Source organism: uncultured Idiomarina sp. (genome assembly GCF_964010655.1).
Taxonomy (GTDB): domain Bacteria; phylum Pseudomonadota; class Gammaproteobacteria; order Enterobacterales; family Alteromonadaceae; genus Idiomarina; species Idiomarina baltica.
On sequence record NZ_CAXGLS010000004.1, the window covers coordinates 1 to 18,042 of the forward strand.

Here is an 18,042-nt window from a genome sequence, read left to right on the forward strand (position 1 = left end):
TGAGTGTGGTCAGCAAAAGCCAAGCATGGCGTGTATGGTTGTAAAAAGCCTTCTCGAGTTACACACGCTCGATGATGCGGATGCATCAACCGCAATTAGTTATATTGATCGATTCGAGAACATCTTCAAAGAAGCATTTTTGCTTGCTAAAGAGCGCGGTCAATTGGGTCCAGATGAAGATCCAGAGCGTCTTGCGGTGCTCTATCAAGCTACACTCATTGGCGTGACCACATACGCTCACCGAGGGCTAGAAAAAACAGCATTAAATCAGCTAGTTGAAGACGCTCTCGAGCGCGTATTACCGCGTAACTGAAAAAGCTGCTTTATACCCTGAAGGTCTAAACCGCGTCGTCATTAACAAGATGACGACGCCAACTAGAATGTGAAATCCCCATCCTAACTGATAGTTACCGCTAATATCACGAAATGCGCCGGTCACTAATGGCATTATGCTGGCAAAAATAAATCCGATACCTTGCATAAACGAGACGAGTCTGCCCGACTGCACCGGATCGTCGATGTGATCGAGTGCCATGACAATACACAATGGGAATGCACCTCCTAAGCCGAAACCACAAAGTGCTGACCACAGCCAAGGCGCCTGCTCAGGTAGCCAACAGAGCCCAGCAAACCCAACCATTTGTGTGATCACCGCCAATGCCAGCCACGGACGGCGATCCATGCTACGTGATAGGGTCGGAAGAATCAGAGCACCCATCACCTGCACTAACGAAAACAGCGCGAGAAGATTACCTGCCTGTTGAGTGGTCCAACCGAATTCACCATAAAAAGGCGCTATCCAGGCTATAAACCCGGCGTAACCTGCATTAACTAGGGCAAAATAGGCACCTAATAGCCAGCTTCGAGGATATTTAAAGGCTTTAAGTAATTCATGGCGTGGCAGGATATCGGCTTTAGGCACACGGTTCGCTGGGCTCAGCCATAGTATTAGCGTTATAAGTGCCAGTAATGCCCAACTGGCGAGAGCAACTGAGTGGGAACTAAAGTGAGCGTCAAGCCATGGTGTCACTACTGCGCCAAGCGCCGCGCCGCCCATCAGTGCTGCGGACCAAAGACCGGTCATGGCTCCGAGACGATGACGAAATTGCTGTTTAGTCAGTTCGGGAATAATGATATGCAGTAAAGCAATGCCAAAACCGCCAATAACCGCGCTGACCACCAATATTGCGGCGGAGGCAGGCCATGCCCGAATGACTAAGCCGGCAATCAGTACCAATAAACCTGTGGCAATTCCCCGTTGATAGCCTAGCGCTCGGGTCATTCGACCGGCAAACAAAGCGAGCACACCAATCATCATGATAGGAATAGTGGTGAGCAGCGAGAAACTACTGTAAGGCATGCTTGTAGCTGCTTGTAGGGCTTGCGTCAATGGCCCGATTGATGTCAATAACGGGCGTAGGTTTAAGCCTAGCAGTATTAATAATAAAATCGCAAAGCCGACCGATGTTTTGCCTTGGTGTGTATTGCTCATAGCTTCCCTAGCGCACGTTAAAAGCATTAATAATACTGATTTAGTCACGAAGAGTGAATGTTAACTTTTTCCAAATCTCGTTGCTCGTGTTATTCTTCTTCGCCATATAAAGCAAGGTACTGTGTTTTCTATGGCAAATCACACTGGCAATCTATTTATCATCGCGGCTCCAAGCGGAGCGGGCAAGTCGAGCCTTATCGGTGCTCTTTTAAACAAACATAATGATGGCTCGATGCAGGTCTCTGTCTCTTGCACAACACGTGCTCCACGTCCCGGTGAGCATGATGGCATACACTATCACTTTTTATCGGCTGAAAGCTTTGAGGAGCGTATCGAGAAAGGTGAATTTTACGAGTGGGCGAAAGTGTTTGATAACTACTACGGCACTTCTAAAAAGGTTATTGAAGAAGGCTTAGCCGCCGGCATTGACATTTTTCTTGATATTGACTGGCAAGGCGCGCAACAAGTGCGCGAACATCATCCTGACACCTGCTCTATTTTTATTATGCCGCCTTGTTTGGCAACTTTAGAACAGCGACTTCGGCGCCGCGGACAAGACAGTGATGAAGTCATCAGTAAGCGGATGGCAAAAGCACAAGCAGAAATGTCGCACTACCATGAGTTTGATTATTTGTTGGTGAATGACCAGTTTGATGACTCACTGGCACAGCTCGAGCATATTGTTTTAGCGCAACGCAATGCAATGGCCGTGCAGCAAGAGCGCCATAAAGCGGTGATTAACGAATTACTTGGCTAATTGCGCTTATTTCCGTATAATTATTAGCCTTTCGAAGAATTTCACTCAGGTTGGATGGAGAGTAGAGCATGGCTCGCGTAACTGTAGAAGACGCTGTTGACCGCGTAGGTAACCGTTTTGATTTGATCTTGCTTGCTGCACGCCGAGCGCGTCAGCTGTCAGTCCAAGGCAAAGATCCATTGGTTGAAACTAAAAACGAGAAGCCCACGGTTATCGCTTTACGCGAGATCGAGCAGGGTAAAATCGACGCAGATCGTTTAGATGCTGAAGAACGTGCAGCGCAGCAAGAAGCAGACGCAGAAGAGATGCGCGCCGTTGATGCGTTGCGTCGCGTTGAATAAGCTAATTATTAGCTAGAGGCTAGCCCTTTAGCACAATGAGTTCGCACTCATACTAAAAGCCAACGGTGTATTCCGTTGGCTTTTTTGTCTTTTGCTCTTATGCTGTCAGTTAGTGTCGGTATTAACCGCAGAAGAAACTTTGCCTTATCGCCCATAAATGGAGTCTTTCGGTGTATTTATTTGAAGGCCTGAAAAATCAAATAAGTGAGTATTTACCAAGCGATCAAATTGATCGTGTTGAACATGCCTTTAAAGTGGCCAAGGATGCACACAGTAGTCAGAAACGCAGCAGCGGTGAGCCTTATATAACCCACCCAGTCGCTGTGGCTAGTTTGCTTGCCGATATGCGCCTTGACCATGAAACGTTGATGGCGGCTTTACTACACGATGTGATCGAAGATACCGAGATCAAAGAAGAAGAACTCGCTGAGATGTTTGGGTCAACGGTTGCCTCGTTGGTCGAGGGTGTATCAAAGCTTGATAAATTGCAGTTTAATTCCAAAGAAGAAGCGCAAGCCGAAAACTATCGTAAAATGATCATGGCGATGACGCAGGATATTCGTGTCATTTTGATCAAGCTAGCTGACCGTACGCATAACATGCGAACAATACAGCACTTAAGACCCGATAAACGTCGCAGGATTGCCCGAGAGACACTAGAAATTTATGCGCCGCTTGCGCATCGATTGGGTATTCACGATGTTAAAAATGAACTCGAGCGACTCGGCTTTTGGGCGCTGTTTCCATGGCGCGCGAAACTTCTAGAGTCGGAGGTCAAAAAAGCGCGCGGCAATCGGCGTGAGTTTATGGAGCGTGTTCAGCATGAAATTCAGGCTCGACTTGAAGGTAACCACATCAGCGCGCGAGTGATGGGACGCGAGAAGCATTTGCATAGTATTTATCGCAAGATGCTGAACAAAGAGTTGCGCTTTAATCAGGTGATGGACATTTATGCTTTTCGTGTCATCGTTGATTCAGTGGATACGTGTTATCGCGTGTTGGGTGCGCTGCATAACTTATATAAACCGATTGAAACACGTTTTAAAGACTACATTGCGATTCCGAAATCGAACGGTTATCAGTCGCTACATACGTCCCTCAAAGGGCCCCACGGCGTTCCTGTCGAGATTCAAATTCGTACGGAAGAAATGGACTTGATGGCCGATCGCGGGGTGGCTGCACACTGGCTTTATAAAAATAATGATGACTCGGGCACCACGGCTCAGGTAAGAGCGCGTAAATGGATGCAAAGCCTGTTGGAGCTGCAACAAAGCGCGGGTAGTTCGTTCGAGTTTATTGAAAACGTGAAATCGGATTTGTTCCCCGACGAAATATACGTATTTACGCCAGATGGGCGCATCGTCGAGTTACCTCAAGGCGCTACTGCTGTCGACTTCGCTTATGCAGTACATACCGATGTGGGCAATACATGCGTCGGTGCTCGTGTTAATCATCGTACTTACTCATTGAGTAAACCATTGGAAACGGGACAAACGGTAGAAATTAAAACCGTTCCAGGTTCACGGCCTAATATCGCATGGCTCAACTTCGTTGTAACGGGCAAGGCTCGTGCGAAAATTAGACAGTTTTTGAAAGGACAGCAAGCATCCGAAGCTGAGCATTTAGGCGAGCGTCTATTGCGATCTGCTTTAGGTTCGCTGAGCTATGATGAGATTCCGAACGCTGAGTTTGAGCGGGTAATCGCGGAGCTTAAAATAGAAACACGTGGCGAGTTATTAAAACAAATTGGCCTGGGTAACCTCATGTCATTGGCAGTTGCAAAGCGCTTACTGGGTGAGCTACAGCCTTTCAAGGACGAAAGTTTGAGTCGCAAGAGTTTATCCATTAAGGGTGCCGAAGGGCTATTGGTGAGTTTTGCGAAATGCTGTCGACCCATTCCTGGTGACGACATTATTGCTCATGTGAGTCCAGGGAAAGGTCTGGTCATTCACCGTCGTGAGTGTAAAAACGTTCGCGGTCATGAGGAAGAGCCAGGCCGCTACTTTCCAGTGGAGTGGGATAATAACCCTGAAGCGGAATTTATTTCAGAGATTAGAATCGAGATTATTAACCATCAAGGTGCGCTCGCTAAACTCACGTCAGCTATTGCGACGACGGGTTGTAATATCGATGGTCTTAAAACTGAAGAAATCGATGCCAACATTTATTTTATTGATGTGGCACTGACTATTAAAAATAGAAAGCATCTTGCTGACGTGATCCGTCATATCCGTAAGATGCCCGATGTTCAGCGCGTGACGCGCTTAAGGAAGTAAAATGTCTAAAGTAATCATTGCAACAGATAAAGCGCCTGCGGCGATCGGCACTTATTCGCAAGCGGTAAAAATTGGCACTACTGTCTACCTTTCGGGTCAGATCCCGCTTGATCCCGAAACCATGGAGTTGGTCTCTGAGGACTTTCAACAGCAAGCCGAGCAGGTATTTAAGAACCTAGCAGCGGTGTGTGAAGCCGCCGGTGGCGAACTTCAGGATATGGTGAAAGTACAAATCTACTTAACTGATTTAGGTGAGTTTGCCATCGTCAATGAGGTCATGGCTCGCCACTTCAGCAAACCTTATCCAGCGCGCGCGGCTATTGGTGTGAAGCAGCTGCCCAAAGGTGCTCAGATTGAAATCGACGGTATTCTCGAATTACCAAGTACCAATTAATTTTTGATAGAAGCGGTCTAAGTGACCGCTTCTGTTTGCTCCGGTATACGATCTTCAAGTGGCTTGCGCCATACGATAATCACCAAAGCGACTGCACCTAAGATAAAGCAATAGCCGGTATGGATACTCACCGACAATGGCGAAATACCGAAACTCGCCCCCATGAGTAATGCCTGCGCGCCATAAGGCAAGACGCCTTGCACAACACAGGCAAAAATATCCAATAAGCTGGCGCTTTGGCGCGCTGCTAAATTACCTTTTTTAGCTAAGCGTGCACTGACTTCTCCCGCAAGCAGAATACTCACCGTGTTATTCGCAACACAGAGATTTGTAAGTGATGTAAGGCCAGCGACGCCAAGCGCAGAAGACCGTTGTTTGTGCTTACTTAAGCGGCTGGTGACCGCTTCAACGGCTTTGGCAAGGAAAGCCAAACCGCCCTGCTGACGGATCAAGCCCGAAAGCCCACCTATCAGCAACGACAGCAAGAAGATTTCTTGCATCGATGAAAAGCCATCGTAGATATCCTGACTAAATTTCACCCACTGGTAATCTACCGCAACCATGCCAAATGCAGCAGCCAATACGATACCGAGACCTAACACCGCAAATACATTCAAGCCCATTACTGCTAGCACAATGATGGCGAAGTAGGGAATACATAACCATAGGTTGGCTTCAGGAATGTTCAAAGGCGCGTTACTGGTGTCGTAACTGACTAACCACAGCAAGGTGATGATCGCTGCGGGAATCGAGATTTTTAAGTTTGCTTTAAACTTGTCTCGCATACTGCAGCCTTGTGTGCGTGTGGCTGCAATTGTTGTGTCTGAAATGATGGATAAGTTATCACCGAACATGGCACCACTGACCAAGACCCCTGCGAGCAAAGGCAGACTGATATCTGTTGCTTCGCCAATGCCCAACGCGACGGGAGCGAGGGCAGCCAAGGTACCCATTGAAGTCCCCATTGCGGTCGAGATCACACCAGCAATAATAAACAGGCCAGGCAGGAGAAATGACGCCGGGATAATACCTAACCCCAGAGCTACCATGGCATCAACACCACCGGTTGCTTCGGCGACCGTAGAAAATGCGCCGGCTAATAAATAGATCATGCACATGGTGACAATGTTGCTGTCACCCACGCCCGCGACAAAGGTGGCGATGCGTTCCTCGAACGCTTGTTTGCTGAGCAAAATACCTAACGCAATCGCAGGTAAAATAGCGACGGGACTTGGCAGTTGATAAAAAGCGTATTCCACACCCTCTGACTGAAAATAAATGCCTGTTCCTAAAAACAGCGCGAGGAACAAGGCGAGTGGCAACAGCGCCTTAGCGCTGGCGGGTTGCGCAGGAATTTGTGACGACATAGGTGACCTTTATGGTTAATTCATTATTATATTTAGACGTCCAGAAGTTTATATAGCTAACTGTTGTGATGCAACCTTTATTAAAAACCGTGTACACTACTCGTATAGTAATTGACGTAAAGAGGCAAGTATGAGCCCAGAAGAATTGCATCTTCAGATTCGTAATCTTCGATTAGATGATTACGAGCAGTTAAAAGAGTTAATGGATGCCATCTACACCGATATCGGTGGTGCGTGGAGCAGTTTTACCATCGAGAAGTTAATCAAAGACTTCGCCGAAGGACAGTTTTGCCTCGAAGATAATGGTCGTATTATTGGTGTCGCGTTGACCGTGAAAGTTGCCTATAACAAATTTTCGAACCCGCACACTTACGATGATTTGATTGGGCATCGCGAAGCCATTCTTAATGATAAGAAAGGCGATGCATTGTATGGCCTTGATGTGCTGATTCATCCGGATTATCGCGGTTATCGTTTAGGCCGTCGTTTATACGATGCACGCAAAGAGCTATGCCGACAGAAAAACCTGCGCGCTATTCTTGCCGGTGGACGTATCGTTAATTATCACAAGTACTCAAACGATCTGTCTCCGTCACAGTACTTAGACAAAGTTCAACGTCGTGAAATTTATGATCCGATTCTCACGTTCCAGTTAGCGAACGACTTTAGTGTGAAGCGTTTGCTCGGAAAATATTTGCCTGAGGACGAACGTTCGCGGGGTTTCGCCACGTTGTTGGAGTGGAATAATTTCCTCTACGATCCTTCGACAAACATGTTGAATACGCGGGTTCAGAATGTGCGTGTTGGTGCGGTGCAGTGGCAAATGCGGTCAGTCGAGTCTGTCGATGAGCTTCTGCAGCAAGTCGAGTACTTTGTTGATGCGCTTTCAAGCTATCAGAGTGACTTTGCTGTGCTACCTGAATTCTTTAATGCGCCGCTGATGGGGTTAACCGATCAGAGTCAACAGATGAATGCTATTCGCTTTCTCGCCGGTTTCACCGAGCGATTTAAACGCGAAATGTCGCAAATGGCGGTCAGTTACAACGTCAATATCATCACGGGCTCAATGCCATTACAAGAAGGCGAGAGTATTTACAACGTGTCTTACCTGTGTCGTCGCGATGGCTCAGTTGAAGAGCAGCGTAAACTGCATATCACTCCGCACGAGAAGCGTGACTGGGTCATTGAAGGCGGCGATGATGTGCGCGTATTTGACACCGATGCGGGGCGTGTCGGTATTTTGATTTGTTACGACGTCGAATTTCCTGAGTTGAGTCGTATTATGGCTGAAGAGGGACTTGAGATCTTGTTTGTGCCCTTTTGGACCGATACACGGAACGCGTATCTGCGAGTTCGCCACTGTGCACAGGCACGTGCCGTTGAAAACGAGTGTTACGTAGTGATTTGTGGCAGTGTTGGTAACTTACCTGAAGTCGAAAGCTTAGACGTACAATACGCGCAGTCTGCTGTATTTTCGCCGTCAGACTTTGCCTTCCCACACGATGCGGTGATGTCAGAGACGACTCCGAATACAGAAATGTTAATGTTCTCTGATTTGAATTTAGATGAACTGCGTTATCTGCATCACGAAGGTTCAGTGACTAATAAGAAAGATCGTCGTACTGATATTTACGATGTAGTAAGAAAGCATAGAAGTTAAAGGCTATCAATGAGTCCAGAACGTTATCAACGCATTACCGAGATGCTGGCGTTTCGCCAGCCCGACTTAACCGTCGTCATGGAAGGGGTGCATAAGCATCATAATTTATCTGCGGTGGTGCGTACTGCGGATGCTGTCGGCGTCCATGAAATGCATGCCATTTGGCTTAGCAGTAAAATGCGCGTATCCGGCGGCACTGCTTTGGGAAGTCAAAACTGGGTTAATGTGCATCATCATAGCCAGTTAAGCCCTGCGGTAGAGCAAATAAAGCAACAGGGTATGCAAGTGGTGGTGACTCACTTGTCTGATCAAGCGGTGGATTTTCGTGAAATCGATTACACCCAGCCTACTGCAATCTTGTTAGGTCAGGAAAAGCATGGTGCGACCGAAGAGGCGCTGAAAATTGCCGATCATCACGTCAAGATTCCGATGGTGGGTATGGTGCAGTCGCTGAATGTCTCAGTGGCAGGTGCGGTGATGCTTTATGAGGCGCAGCGTCAGCGAGAGCAAGCGGGTATGTATGACGCTATGCGTTTAAGTGATACCGAACAGCATCGCGTATTGTTTGAAGGTGGCCACCCAATTTATGCCAAAGCCTGTAAACGCAAGGGACTACCGTATCCTCCGCTAGATGAACACGGACAAATTGTCGCGGATAACGAGTGGTGGTTAGCCATGCGTGCCGCTAAAAAGCGAGCCTAATCAATGCAGCCTCTCAGCAAAATTCCACTGACCACGCTCAAAGGAGTCGGCGATAAAGTCGCTAAGAAGTTGGAAAAGCTGGGCTTAGTGACGGTAAATGATGCGATCTTTCATCTACCTGCGCGGTATGAGGATCGCACACAGGTTTACCGAATTGCTTATGCGCGTCCTGGGGTGGCGGGTCACTTTCAGGTAACTGTCGATAATGCGGACATTAAATATGGTCGCAAGCGTATGTTGGTGTGCCGAGTGCGTGACGAAACCGGCACTATGACATTGCGCTTTTTCCAATTTAGCGCTGCGCAACTAAAACAGTTCAGCGCTGGCACCTCGTTACTAGTCTTTGGTGAAGTGCGTGCGGGGCTTAGCGGTCTAGAAGTGATTCATCCCGAATATCGTGTACTTTCTTCATCCGACGCGATTGAGTTACCCGATACCTTGACGCCTATCTATCCCACGACCGAGGGCGTCTATCAGGCTTCTCTACGTAAGATTATCGACCAAGCTCTCTCTTATGTGACCGAGCGAGCGTTGCCCGAGTTATTGCCAGAATCTCTTCAGCCCCACGATCTATCTTTGGTCGAGGCACTCAAAACACTGCATAACCCGCCCAAGGATGTTGGTCTTGCGCAACTTGAACAGGGGTCACATCCTGCACAACAGCGGTTAGCAATGGAAGAATTGATTGCACATCAGGTCAGTTTATTGCAGTTACGTGAAAAACGTCAGCAAGAGCGTGCTCATGCGCTGAATGCGGATCCGCACTTACAAAGTGAATTCTTAAAGCAACTCCCGTTTAAGCCAACGGCTGCACAGCAGCGCGTATTAAGTGAAATCCATGCGGATCTCGCGCGCGAACAGCCGATGATGCGTTTGGTGCAAGGTGACGTGGGCTCGGGGAAAACGCTCGTGGCGGCCCTGGCCGCATTGGCTGCTATCGAACAAGGTCATCAAGTGGCGATTATGGCGCCCACCGAAATTCTGTCAGAACAGCATGCGCTGACGTTCGAGCAATGGTTCGCACCCTTGGGTATTGAAGTTGCTTGGCTCAGTGGGCGCAGCAAGGGCAAGGCGCGTCAGCGCACGTTGGAGCAGCTTGCGAGCGGTAGAGTTCAGCTAATTGTAGGCACCCATGCATTATTTCAAGCCGACGTGCACTATCACTCACTCGCGTTAGTTATTATTGATGAACAGCACCGTTTTGGTGTGCATCAGCGGTTACAATTGCGAGAAAAAGGTGTACAAGCGGGCTTTCAACCGCACCAATTAATTATGACAGCCACACCGATTCCGCGAACGTTAGCGATGACCGCCTATGCGGACTTAGCGACGTCAGTAATTGACGAGCTACCGCCGGGGCGTACACCGATCACAACCGTTGCCATCCCGGATACACGACGTGACCAAGTGATCGAGCGTGTGCGCGAAGTGTGTACTCACGAAGGTCGACAAGCTTATTGGGTCTGTACTTTGATTGAAGAATCTGAGGTGTTGGAATGTCAGGCGGCTGAAGACACCGCAACGGAGTTACAAGAACAACTGGATGGGTTGACGGTCGGACTCGTGCATGGGCGTATGAAAGCCGACCAAAAGGAAGCGGTAATGTCGCGTTTTAAAAGCGGCGAAATTGACTTGCTGGTGGCGACCACTGTGATCGAGGTGGGTGTCGATGTACCTAATTCATCTTTAATGATTATCGAGAACCCAGAACGATTAGGCTTAGCGCAGCTTCATCAGTTACGAGGACGTGTGGGTCGAGGCTCGGTAGCGAGTCATTGTGTTTTGCTCTACAAAACGCCCTTATCAAGAACCGCGACCGAGCGTTTGTCCGTATTAAGGGATAGTAATGATGGCTTTGTGATCGCGCAACGAGATATGGAGATCCGAGGGTACGGTGAACTTCTCGGACAACGACAAACCGGTCTAACACAGATGAAAGTGGCGGATATTGAACGTGATGAGGTATTAATACCCGAGGCTCAGACGGTTGCCGAGGAGCTTATTCGCAAGTACCCCAACACTGTCAATGCGTTGATTGCGCGGTGGTTACCACGGCGAGATCATTACGCTCAGGTGTAGTATTACAGCAGTGACGCCCGTACAATAGGGTAAAAAGTCGTTAGGAAAAATTATGTCAGATAAACACGAAGATGGAATCGACTTTGGCTACCAGCGCGTGCCAAAGGATGCGAAAAAAGGCCTCGTTGCCAATGTATTTAACTCAGTGGCAGCCAAGTATGATGTTATGAATGACCTCATGTCGATGGGGATCCACCGTGTTTGGAAACGCTATACCATAGACTGCAGTGGTGTACGTAAAGGCATGAAAGTGCTCGATATCGCCGGTGGCACGGGCGATTTAACGGCACAGTTCTCGCGTCGTGTCGGAGATACCGGCGAGGTTGTGTTGGCTGACATTAACGATGCTATGTTAAAGGTCGGACGTGACAAATTACGCGATAAAGGGATAGTTGGTAACGTAAATTGTGTACAAGCAGACGCAGAAAACCTGCCCTTTGCTGATAATAGTTTTGATATTGTGACTATTGCTTTTGGTTTGCGAAATGTGACGGATAAGCCAGCTGCTTTACGATCAATGTTACGGGTATTGAAGCCAGGCGGTCGTTTACTGATCTTAGAGTTTTCCAAGCCAACAACTGCGACACTGAATCAGCTTTACGACTTTTACTCATTTAATATTTTGCCCAAAATGGGGCAACTGGTTGCCAATGATGCAGACAGTTACCAGTATTTAGCTGAGTCGATTCGTATGCATCCTGATCAAGAGACACTGAAACAGATGATGTCGGAAGCGGGTTACGAGAACGCCGACTATCAAAACTTGACGGGCGGTATTGTCGCACTTCATCGAGGATACAAATTTTAATGATTTGGCAATTGATTCCGTGGATGGTGCTTGAGCGCACTATCAATGCACTGTTGCAGCAGGACCCGAATTCAACCGAGCGATTAAATCAGTTGGCGGGTAAGCATTTTCGATTTAGCTTCAAAGAGCTACCCTTTGACATCAATATCGCTGTGCACACCGACGGACTCAACTTAAGCTCTGTTGATGATGGCGGTGAACTGGATTGCCATGTAAAAACGGAACTTGGCGTGTTACCAGAGTTAAGCGATACGGCTAATCTTACGCGCCTTATTAAAGCCGATAAACTGGATATTGATGGCGACCCCATGCTAGCGCAGCAATTGGTGAATTTGGTTAAAGCGCTGGATATTGATTGGGAAGCCAAACTAGCCGAAAAACTCGGTGACGGTATGGCGCACCGTATCAGTACCTTGTTTAAACAGAGTCGCGAGCGCTTTCAGCAACAAAGTGAAATGCGTCAACGTTGGCTAAAAGGTGTACTCACAGAAGAAAAGCAAGTGCTTCCTAACCGTTTGGAATTCGAGTTATTTAAAGACGATGTGCAGGCTTTGCGTGCGCAAATTGAGCGACTTCAGCGAAAATTAAAGTAGAGACCCAGCATGCGCAGTAAACGTATATATCGCATTGCAAAAACCTTTTTAAATTATGGTTTGGATGACTTGATTCCGGCACGTTGGCTACCGTGGTATCTGCGTTTTGGGCGCCATATGATGTTTTGGTGGCCTAATAAGCATAAAGAAAAGCCCGCTGGAGAGCGTTTGCGTTTAGCGCTGGAGTCGCTGGGTCCTGTCTGGGTCAAGTTCGGCCAAATGTTGTCGACGCGGCGTGACTTACTGCCCCCAGACATCGCATTGGAACTGGCCTATTTGCAAGATCGCGTGGCGCCATTCGATGGTCATGCAGCACAACGCATCATTGAAAAGTCGTTAGATATTGAGCATATCGGTGAGTTGTTTCAAGACTTCGCTGTTAAGCCATTAGCCTCTGCATCGATCGCTCAAGTACATACAGCCAAGCTAAAACAAAAAGATGGCGAGCTTAAAGACATCGTCATTAAGGTGATTCGTCCAGACATACGTGAGACGATTAATGCTGACTTAGAGCTGATGGAATCGCTTGCTGCCGTATTAGCGCGGCATTTGCCCGATGGACGTCGATTAAAACCGAAAGAAGTGGTACGAGAATATCGTAAGACGTTATTGGATGAATTAGATTTGTTGCGTGAAGCCGCCAACGCTATTCAGTTAAAGCGCAACTTTGAGGACTCTGAGTTACTTTATATCCCCACGGTTTACAGCGATTTAAGTCGTAAAAACGTGATGGTAATGGAGCGTATCGACGGGATCCCTGTCAGCGAAGTCGATATGTTGAAGGCACGTGGCGTGGATATGAAAAAGTTAGCGGAGCGTGGAGTCGAAGTGTTCTTCACACAAGTGTTTCGCGATAGCTTCTTTCACGCGGATATGCATCCAGGCAATATTTTTGTCGCCAAGGATGACCCGACGTACCCTCGGTACATCGGTATTGATTTTGGTATCGTCGGCACCCTCAATCGTGAAGATAAACGTTACTTAGCTGAAAACTTCCTCGCCTTTTTTAATCGCGATTACCGTAAAGTGGCTGAGCTTCATGTGGATTCGGGGTGGGTGCCACGAGAAACAAATATCGAAGAATTTGAATCAGCTATCCGAACGGTGTGCGAGCCGATATTCGAGAAGCCCCTCGCTGAGATCTCATTCGGGCATGTGCTAGTCAATCTTTTTAATACCGCCCGTCGGTTTCAGATGGAAGTACAACCGCAGTTGGTACTTTTACAAAAGACCTTACTGTATATCGAGGGGTTAGGTCGCCAGTTGTATCCTGAATTGGATTTATGGAAGACCGCTAAACCGTTTTTAGAGCGTTGGATGAATGAGCAACTAGGATGGCGAGCGGTGGTGCGTTCAGTGAAGGAAAACGCACCTTATTGGGCCGAAAAGCTGCCAGAGCTCCCGAATCTATTGTACGATGGACTGCGTTCGCAACAACGTATTCAAGCGCAGCTAGAGCGGCACCGCATAGAGCAGTTGATGACGCAACAGCAAGCGGCCACTAGTCAGTTTTGGACTATTTTGACGGCAAGCGGAGTTGTCAGCTCGGTATGGTTAATTAGCCAGGGCACTGCTGCGTGGGCGCTGGGTTCTGGTATACTTACCGTAATGGTTGGATTAAAAGCGTGGCGCGCGCGCCCTCAAATTAAGATAAAGGAATAGGTGAATTATGAGTCCAGGTCCTTGGCAATTACTGATTTTATTACTCATTATCGTGCTACTTTTTGGTAGTAAGCGCCTACGAAACCTCGGTTCAGACGTTGGCAGTGCTGTACGCGGCTTTAAAAAGTCAGTGAGTGACGAACCTAAAAAGGATGACGACGCTAACGAAGACGGTGAGCCAACCAAAAACCTGAAGCAAAACCAACAAACGGAAAGCACAACCAGCGAATCCGAGAAAGATAAGAACGCCTAATTTTTTATGTTCGATATTGGATTTTGGGAGTTGCTGGTCATTATCGTGGTCGGTCTATTAGTGCTAGGGCCCGAGCGCTTGCCGTCTGCTTTGCGTGGCGTTCAGCGAGGTATAGCGAAAGTAAAGTCGTTCTCTCAAAACGTACAAAATGAGCTTGATCATGAACTCAGAGTTAAAGAGCTACACGAGCATTTACGTAAGTTCGAGCAAGAAGGCAAAGATTTTCACGAATTAAGTCCTGAGTTACAGCGTTCAATCGTTGAGTTACAAAATGCCGCAGCTGACGTTCAGCGCCCCTACCAAGCGGCAAAAGAATCTGATACTGAGCCTAAAAAGCATGACTGATTCGCCTCTCCTTAGTCACCTTATCGAGCTTCGTAAACGCTTGCTCAGAGCTGTCATCGCGGTCGTTGTTGTATTTGCTGGATTGGCGTATTTCGCGAAGGATCTTTATCGCCTTCTTGCTGACCCGCTTATCCGCTATTTGCCGGAAGGGTCGCAAATGATAGCAACGAATGTAGCAGCACCCTTTTTCACGCCTTTCAAGCTGACCTTTGTGGTTGCCTTTGCTTTAGCTATCCCTGTCATTTTATGGCAAATATGGGCTTTTATTGCGCCGGGTTTATACAAAAAAGAAAAGCGCTTTGTTGTGCCGCTCTTAGCCAGTAGCACCTTGCTGTTCTATCTGGGGGTCGCGTTTGCGTACTTCGTTGTGTTGCCGCTCGCCATGAGCTTCTTTATGGCAGCGGCACCCGATGACATTCAGGTTGCTACAGATATTTCCAACTATCTCGATTTCGTTTTGGCGATTTTTGTCGCTTTCGGTATCGCATTTGAGACTCCTGTCGCTATCTTTTTACTTATTTTGTCGGGCGTCGCGTCACCGGCTAGTTTACGTAAAAAAAGGCCATACGTTATTGTCGCGGCCTTCACTATCGGTATGTTGTTGACACCCCCAGACGTTATCTCACAAACGCTAATGGCGATACCAATGTGGCTATTGTTTGAGCTTGGTCTTATTATTGGAAGCTGGTATAAACCCAAATTGAACGATAATTAAATTAAAGTGGGCTTTATGGAATGGTTCGATGCGGGCGTAAATCTGACACATACTCGGCTTCATCGCCAACTTGAGTCCGTTATTACGCGAGCACGTGCGGCCGGCGTGAGTCATCAACTTGTTATTGCAACCGATATTGCTGAAGCGCATGCAGCGATCGAGCTGTGTGAACGCTTTCCTGACTCATTGTATACGACCGTGGGTGTTCACCCGCATGAAGCTGATAACGCGCCAACAGACCTTCAGTCTCAACTCTTTGAATTAGCCCAATCTCCATTTGTTAAAGCCATTGGCGAATGTGGCTTGGATTTTAATCGCAACTTCGCAAGCTCAGCAAATCAAAAGCGTGTATTTATTCAACAGATCGAGGTGGCCAATGAGTTATCTTTGCCACTTTATCTCCATGAGCGTGATGCACTGGAAGAACAAATTAGTCTACTCGACCGTTACGCGAAGCCCAAGTTGCCACGACTGACTCATTGCTTTACAGGCGGGCATAAGGCCTTAGATGCCTATAACGAACGTGGACATTGCTTTGGTCTAACGGGCTGGCTGTGTGATGAACGCAGAAATCAAGAATTATTGTCAGTATTGCCTGCGTTGCCAAAACAACGAACGGTTCTTGAGACCGATGCACCTTTTCTACTGCCGCGAAATATTCGCCCGCGACCGCGAGATAATGAACCCGCTTATCTGCCCTACGTCGGCGAGGCACTGGCTGAAAGCTGGTGTATGAGCGTAACAGAGGTTGCACAATTGACGACCGCTAACGCCTTACGTTTGTTCGCACTTGACAACTATTCGAGTTGAATATGACGCGATGGTCCTCGATCGTTTTATTTTTGGTGGTGATTGCCGCAACTGTTTTGTGGTTTGTGTTTTCATCGCTCACTATGGACCAACGTCGGAGCTCAGAAGCCTTAAATATTGAGTACTTTAGTACGCCGGAATCGTTAAGTATCGAAGCGGTGAAGGCGCGCTCAGATGAAAATTGGCATGTGCTCAATGGATCACGCGGCTCATTCGGCTATACCGATGATCACTACTGGTTAACCTTTAACATTAGCGACGTCGATTATGATCGCGTGCTATACATGGCGTATCCATTACTCGATTCAATTCACATCCACTGGTTTTCCAATGACGGTTTAATTGAATACAACCTAGGTGATAAGCAACCGTTTTTTCAACGAGCGGTATTAATTTCTGATTTCGCGATTCCAGTACCGGCGAATCAAACCGGCGAGGTTTTCATCGAAGTTGTGACATCAAGTTCAATGCGTGTTCCTGTTTCGTTGATGTCGGAAGCCGACTTTTTTGATGCCAAGCTACAGCGACGGCTTGTAGAGGGTCTCTATTTTGGCGTGCTTTTTTGTATGACCGTGTATAACTTATTTGGGTTCATCGCTTCACGTGAACCTGAATTTGGCATCTATTCTTTATATACGATCTTCTTCGGTGGTTTAATGCTGAGTCTTGATGGACTTGGTTTCCGGTATTTATGGCCCAACTGGCTGTACCTGCAAGACAAAGGTATACCGATATTTGGGAGTTTGACGCTGTTAACGGCTGCGTTATTTGCCTATCAATTATTACGACTTAAGAACTATCGACGAACGTTAGCGCGTGGTCTTTTTATCATGGCGGGTTTGGCTTTGGTTAGTCTGGCTGTTGGTGCTTTCAGTAGCTATAAAGTCGGTATCCATGCGCTACTCGCATTAGCCGTACCCGGCTGCCTTTATTTATTGATTATTGGCGTCTACTTATGGAAAAAAGGTCTAATTTACGCGCGCATGTTCACCATTGCATGGGGCGCATTACTTCTCTCCGTGATGGTCAACTCGTTGGGCTACCTTGGCATTATCGACAGTATGTTTATCCAGCGTCACGCTATCATGCTGGGCTCTGGTTTAGAAATTTTGTTGCTCTCGTGGGTTTTGGCGGTGCGTTATAACGAGCAACGGCGGGAACGTTTGATTGCACAACAGCGTTACAATGAGGAGCTTGAAACACGTGTAGAGGAGCGAACATTTGAGTTAGAAATCACGTTACGAGAGCTACAAGAAGCGAATAATGAGTTAGAGCAACGTAACTTAGAAGACCCTTTGACAGGTTTACATAATCGTCGTTATTTTACTCAGCAAATTGAGCGAGAGTATCGTCGTAGCCGCCGTAATCAAAAGCCGATGTGCTTATTGATGATCGATATTGATAAATTTAAGGCAGTGAATGATACCTATGGTCATGGCGTCGGCGACGATATCTTGCAGGCTGTGAGTACGGAACTACGTAAGCAAGCACGTCGTCCTACCGATGCAGTCTGCCGTTACGGTGGTGAAGAATTTGCTTTTATTTTGGCGGAAACAGACCCTCAGAACGGTTTGGTGTTCGCTGAGCGGTTGGTTAAGCATATTAGGCAATGTGTGTTCTCGACACGTGACGGCGAGCACTCAATTACTATCAGCGCTGGAGTTGCAGCGATAGATAATACGCGCGATCATAGTGTGCATGATTTATTTACTGCGGCAGACTCGGCGCTATACAAAGCCAAGCGCGAGGGCCGCGATCAAGTTGTAACAACGTCCATTGAGGAGTAAC

Annotated in this window: 17 protein-coding genes and 1 pseudogene; 16 read left to right on the top strand and 2 right to left on the bottom strand. The window is 47.5% G+C overall.

Annotated features, from left to right (window positions below):
* Positions 1 to 313 (top strand): annotated as a pseudogene (locus tag ABNS04_RS01975) (TetR/AcrR family transcriptional regulator); the annotation flags it as partial.
* On the opposite strand, the gene ABNS04_RS01980 reads toward ABNS04_RS01975, so the two are convergent.
* Positions 299 to 1,492: a cyanate transporter gene (locus tag ABNS04_RS01980; RefSeq protein ID WP_272977356.1), complete on the bottom strand. Its 1,194-nt coding sequence runs from the start codon at positions 1,490 to 1,492 to the stop codon at positions 299 to 301. The pseudogene ABNS04_RS01975 and the gene ABNS04_RS01980 overlap by 15 nt on opposite strands.
* Positions 1,493 to 1,622: 130 nt before the next feature.
* On the opposite strand from ABNS04_RS01980, the gene gmk reads away from it, so the two are divergent.
* The 4 genes from gmk (at position 1,623) to ABNS04_RS02000 (ending at position 5,260) form a co-directional block, all read left to right on the top strand.
* Positions 1,623 to 2,249: a guanylate kinase gene (gene gmk, locus ABNS04_RS01985; protein WP_272977357.1), complete on the top strand. Its 627-nt coding sequence runs from the start codon at positions 1,623 to 1,625 to the stop codon at positions 2,247 to 2,249.
* A gap of 68 nt (positions 2,250 to 2,317) precedes the next feature.
* On the top strand, positions 2,318 to 2,590 hold the full coding sequence (gene rpoZ, locus ABNS04_RS01990) for a DNA-directed RNA polymerase subunit omega (RefSeq protein ID WP_006954443.1): 273 nt from the start codon (positions 2,318 to 2,320) through the stop codon (positions 2,588 to 2,590).
* A 170-nt stretch (positions 2,591 to 2,760) separates the two neighbouring features.
* Positions 2,761 to 4,866 (top strand): bifunctional GTP diphosphokinase/guanosine-3',5'-bis pyrophosphate 3'-pyrophosphohydrolase, encoded by a 2,106-nt coding sequence (gene spoT, locus ABNS04_RS01995; protein ID WP_006954442.1) that lies wholly within the window; start codon positions 2,761 to 2,763, stop codon positions 4,864 to 4,866.
* 1 nt (position 4,867) lies between these two features.
* Positions 4,868 to 5,260, top strand: a complete 393-nt coding sequence (locus ABNS04_RS02000) for a RidA family protein (RefSeq protein WP_006954441.1) — start codon at positions 4,868 to 4,870, stop codon at positions 5,258 to 5,260.
* Positions 5,261 to 5,277: 17 nt separating this feature from the next.
* On the opposite strand, the gene ABNS04_RS02005 is transcribed toward ABNS04_RS02000, so the two are convergent.
* Entirely contained in the window at positions 5,278 to 6,627 is a 1,350-nt protein-coding gene (locus ABNS04_RS02005; protein WP_006954440.1) for a Na+/H+ antiporter NhaC family protein, read from the bottom strand.
* 130 nt (positions 6,628 to 6,757) lie between these two features.
* On the opposite strand from ABNS04_RS02005, the gene ABNS04_RS02010 reads away from it, so the two are divergent.
* From ABNS04_RS02010 to ABNS04_RS02060, 11 genes are read left to right on the top strand one after another with little or no spacing between them, the layout of a single operon-like run.
* Positions 6,758 to 8,287 (top strand): bifunctional GNAT family N-acetyltransferase/carbon-nitrogen hydrolase family protein, encoded by a 1,530-nt coding sequence (locus ABNS04_RS02010; RefSeq protein ID WP_272977620.1) that lies wholly within the window; start codon positions 6,758 to 6,760, stop codon positions 8,285 to 8,287.
* Between the two features lie 9 nt (positions 8,288 to 8,296).
* Positions 8,297 to 8,989, top strand: a complete 693-nt coding sequence (gene trmH, locus ABNS04_RS02015) for a tRNA (guanosine(18)-2'-O)-methyltransferase TrmH (RefSeq protein ID WP_006954438.1) — start codon at positions 8,297 to 8,299, stop codon at positions 8,987 to 8,989.
* Between the two features lie 3 nt (positions 8,990 to 8,992).
* Positions 8,993 to 11,068: an ATP-dependent DNA helicase RecG gene (gene recG / locus ABNS04_RS02020; RefSeq protein WP_272977621.1), complete on the top strand. Its 2,076-nt coding sequence runs from the start codon at positions 8,993 to 8,995 to the stop codon at positions 11,066 to 11,068.
* Between the two features lie 52 nt (positions 11,069 to 11,120).
* On the top strand, positions 11,121 to 11,876 hold the full coding sequence (gene ubiE / locus ABNS04_RS02025) for a bifunctional demethylmenaquinone methyltransferase/2-methoxy-6-polyprenyl-1,4-benzoquinol methylase UbiE (RefSeq protein ID WP_272977623.1): 756 nt from the start codon (positions 11,121 to 11,123) through the stop codon (positions 11,874 to 11,876).
* Positions 11,876 to 12,469 (top strand): SCP2 sterol-binding domain-containing protein, encoded by a 594-nt coding sequence (locus tag ABNS04_RS02030; RefSeq protein WP_272977624.1) that lies wholly within the window; start codon positions 11,876 to 11,878, stop codon positions 12,467 to 12,469. The genes ubiE and ABNS04_RS02030 overlap by 1 nt, the downstream gene beginning before the upstream one ends.
* A gap of 9 nt (positions 12,470 to 12,478) precedes the next feature.
* Positions 12,479 to 14,131 carry a ubiquinone biosynthesis regulatory protein kinase UbiB gene (gene ubiB, locus ABNS04_RS02035; RefSeq protein WP_006954434.1) on the top strand — a complete coding sequence of 551 codons (1,653 nt, stop codon included), beginning with the start codon at positions 12,479 to 12,481 and terminating at the stop codon, positions 14,129 to 14,131.
* A gap of 7 nt (positions 14,132 to 14,138) precedes the next feature.
* Positions 14,139 to 14,384, top strand: a complete 246-nt coding sequence (tatA, locus tag ABNS04_RS02040; protein ID WP_006954433.1) for a twin-arginine translocase TatA/TatE family subunit — start codon at positions 14,139 to 14,141, stop codon at positions 14,382 to 14,384.
* Positions 14,385 to 14,390: 6 nt separating this feature from the next.
* The gene (gene tatB / locus ABNS04_RS02045) at positions 14,391 to 14,729 is read left to right on the top strand and encodes a Sec-independent protein translocase protein TatB (RefSeq protein ID WP_006954432.1); all 339 of its coding nucleotides are present in this window, start codon (positions 14,391 to 14,393) and stop codon (positions 14,727 to 14,729) included.
* Entirely contained in the window at positions 14,722 to 15,444 is a 723-nt protein-coding gene (tatC, locus tag ABNS04_RS02050; protein WP_272977626.1) for a twin-arginine translocase subunit TatC, read from the top strand. The genes tatB and tatC overlap by 8 nt, the downstream gene beginning before the upstream one ends.
* Before the next feature lie 15 nt (positions 15,445 to 15,459).
* Positions 15,460 to 16,254 (top strand): TatD family hydrolase, encoded by a 795-nt coding sequence (locus ABNS04_RS02055; RefSeq protein WP_272977627.1) that lies wholly within the window; start codon positions 15,460 to 15,462, stop codon positions 16,252 to 16,254.
* Between the two features lie 2 nt (positions 16,255 to 16,256).
* On the top strand, positions 16,257 to 18,041 hold the full coding sequence (locus ABNS04_RS02060) for a diguanylate cyclase (RefSeq protein WP_272977628.1): 1,785 nt from the start codon (positions 16,257 to 16,259) through the stop codon (positions 18,039 to 18,041).
* Position 18,042: the final 1 nt, after the last annotated feature.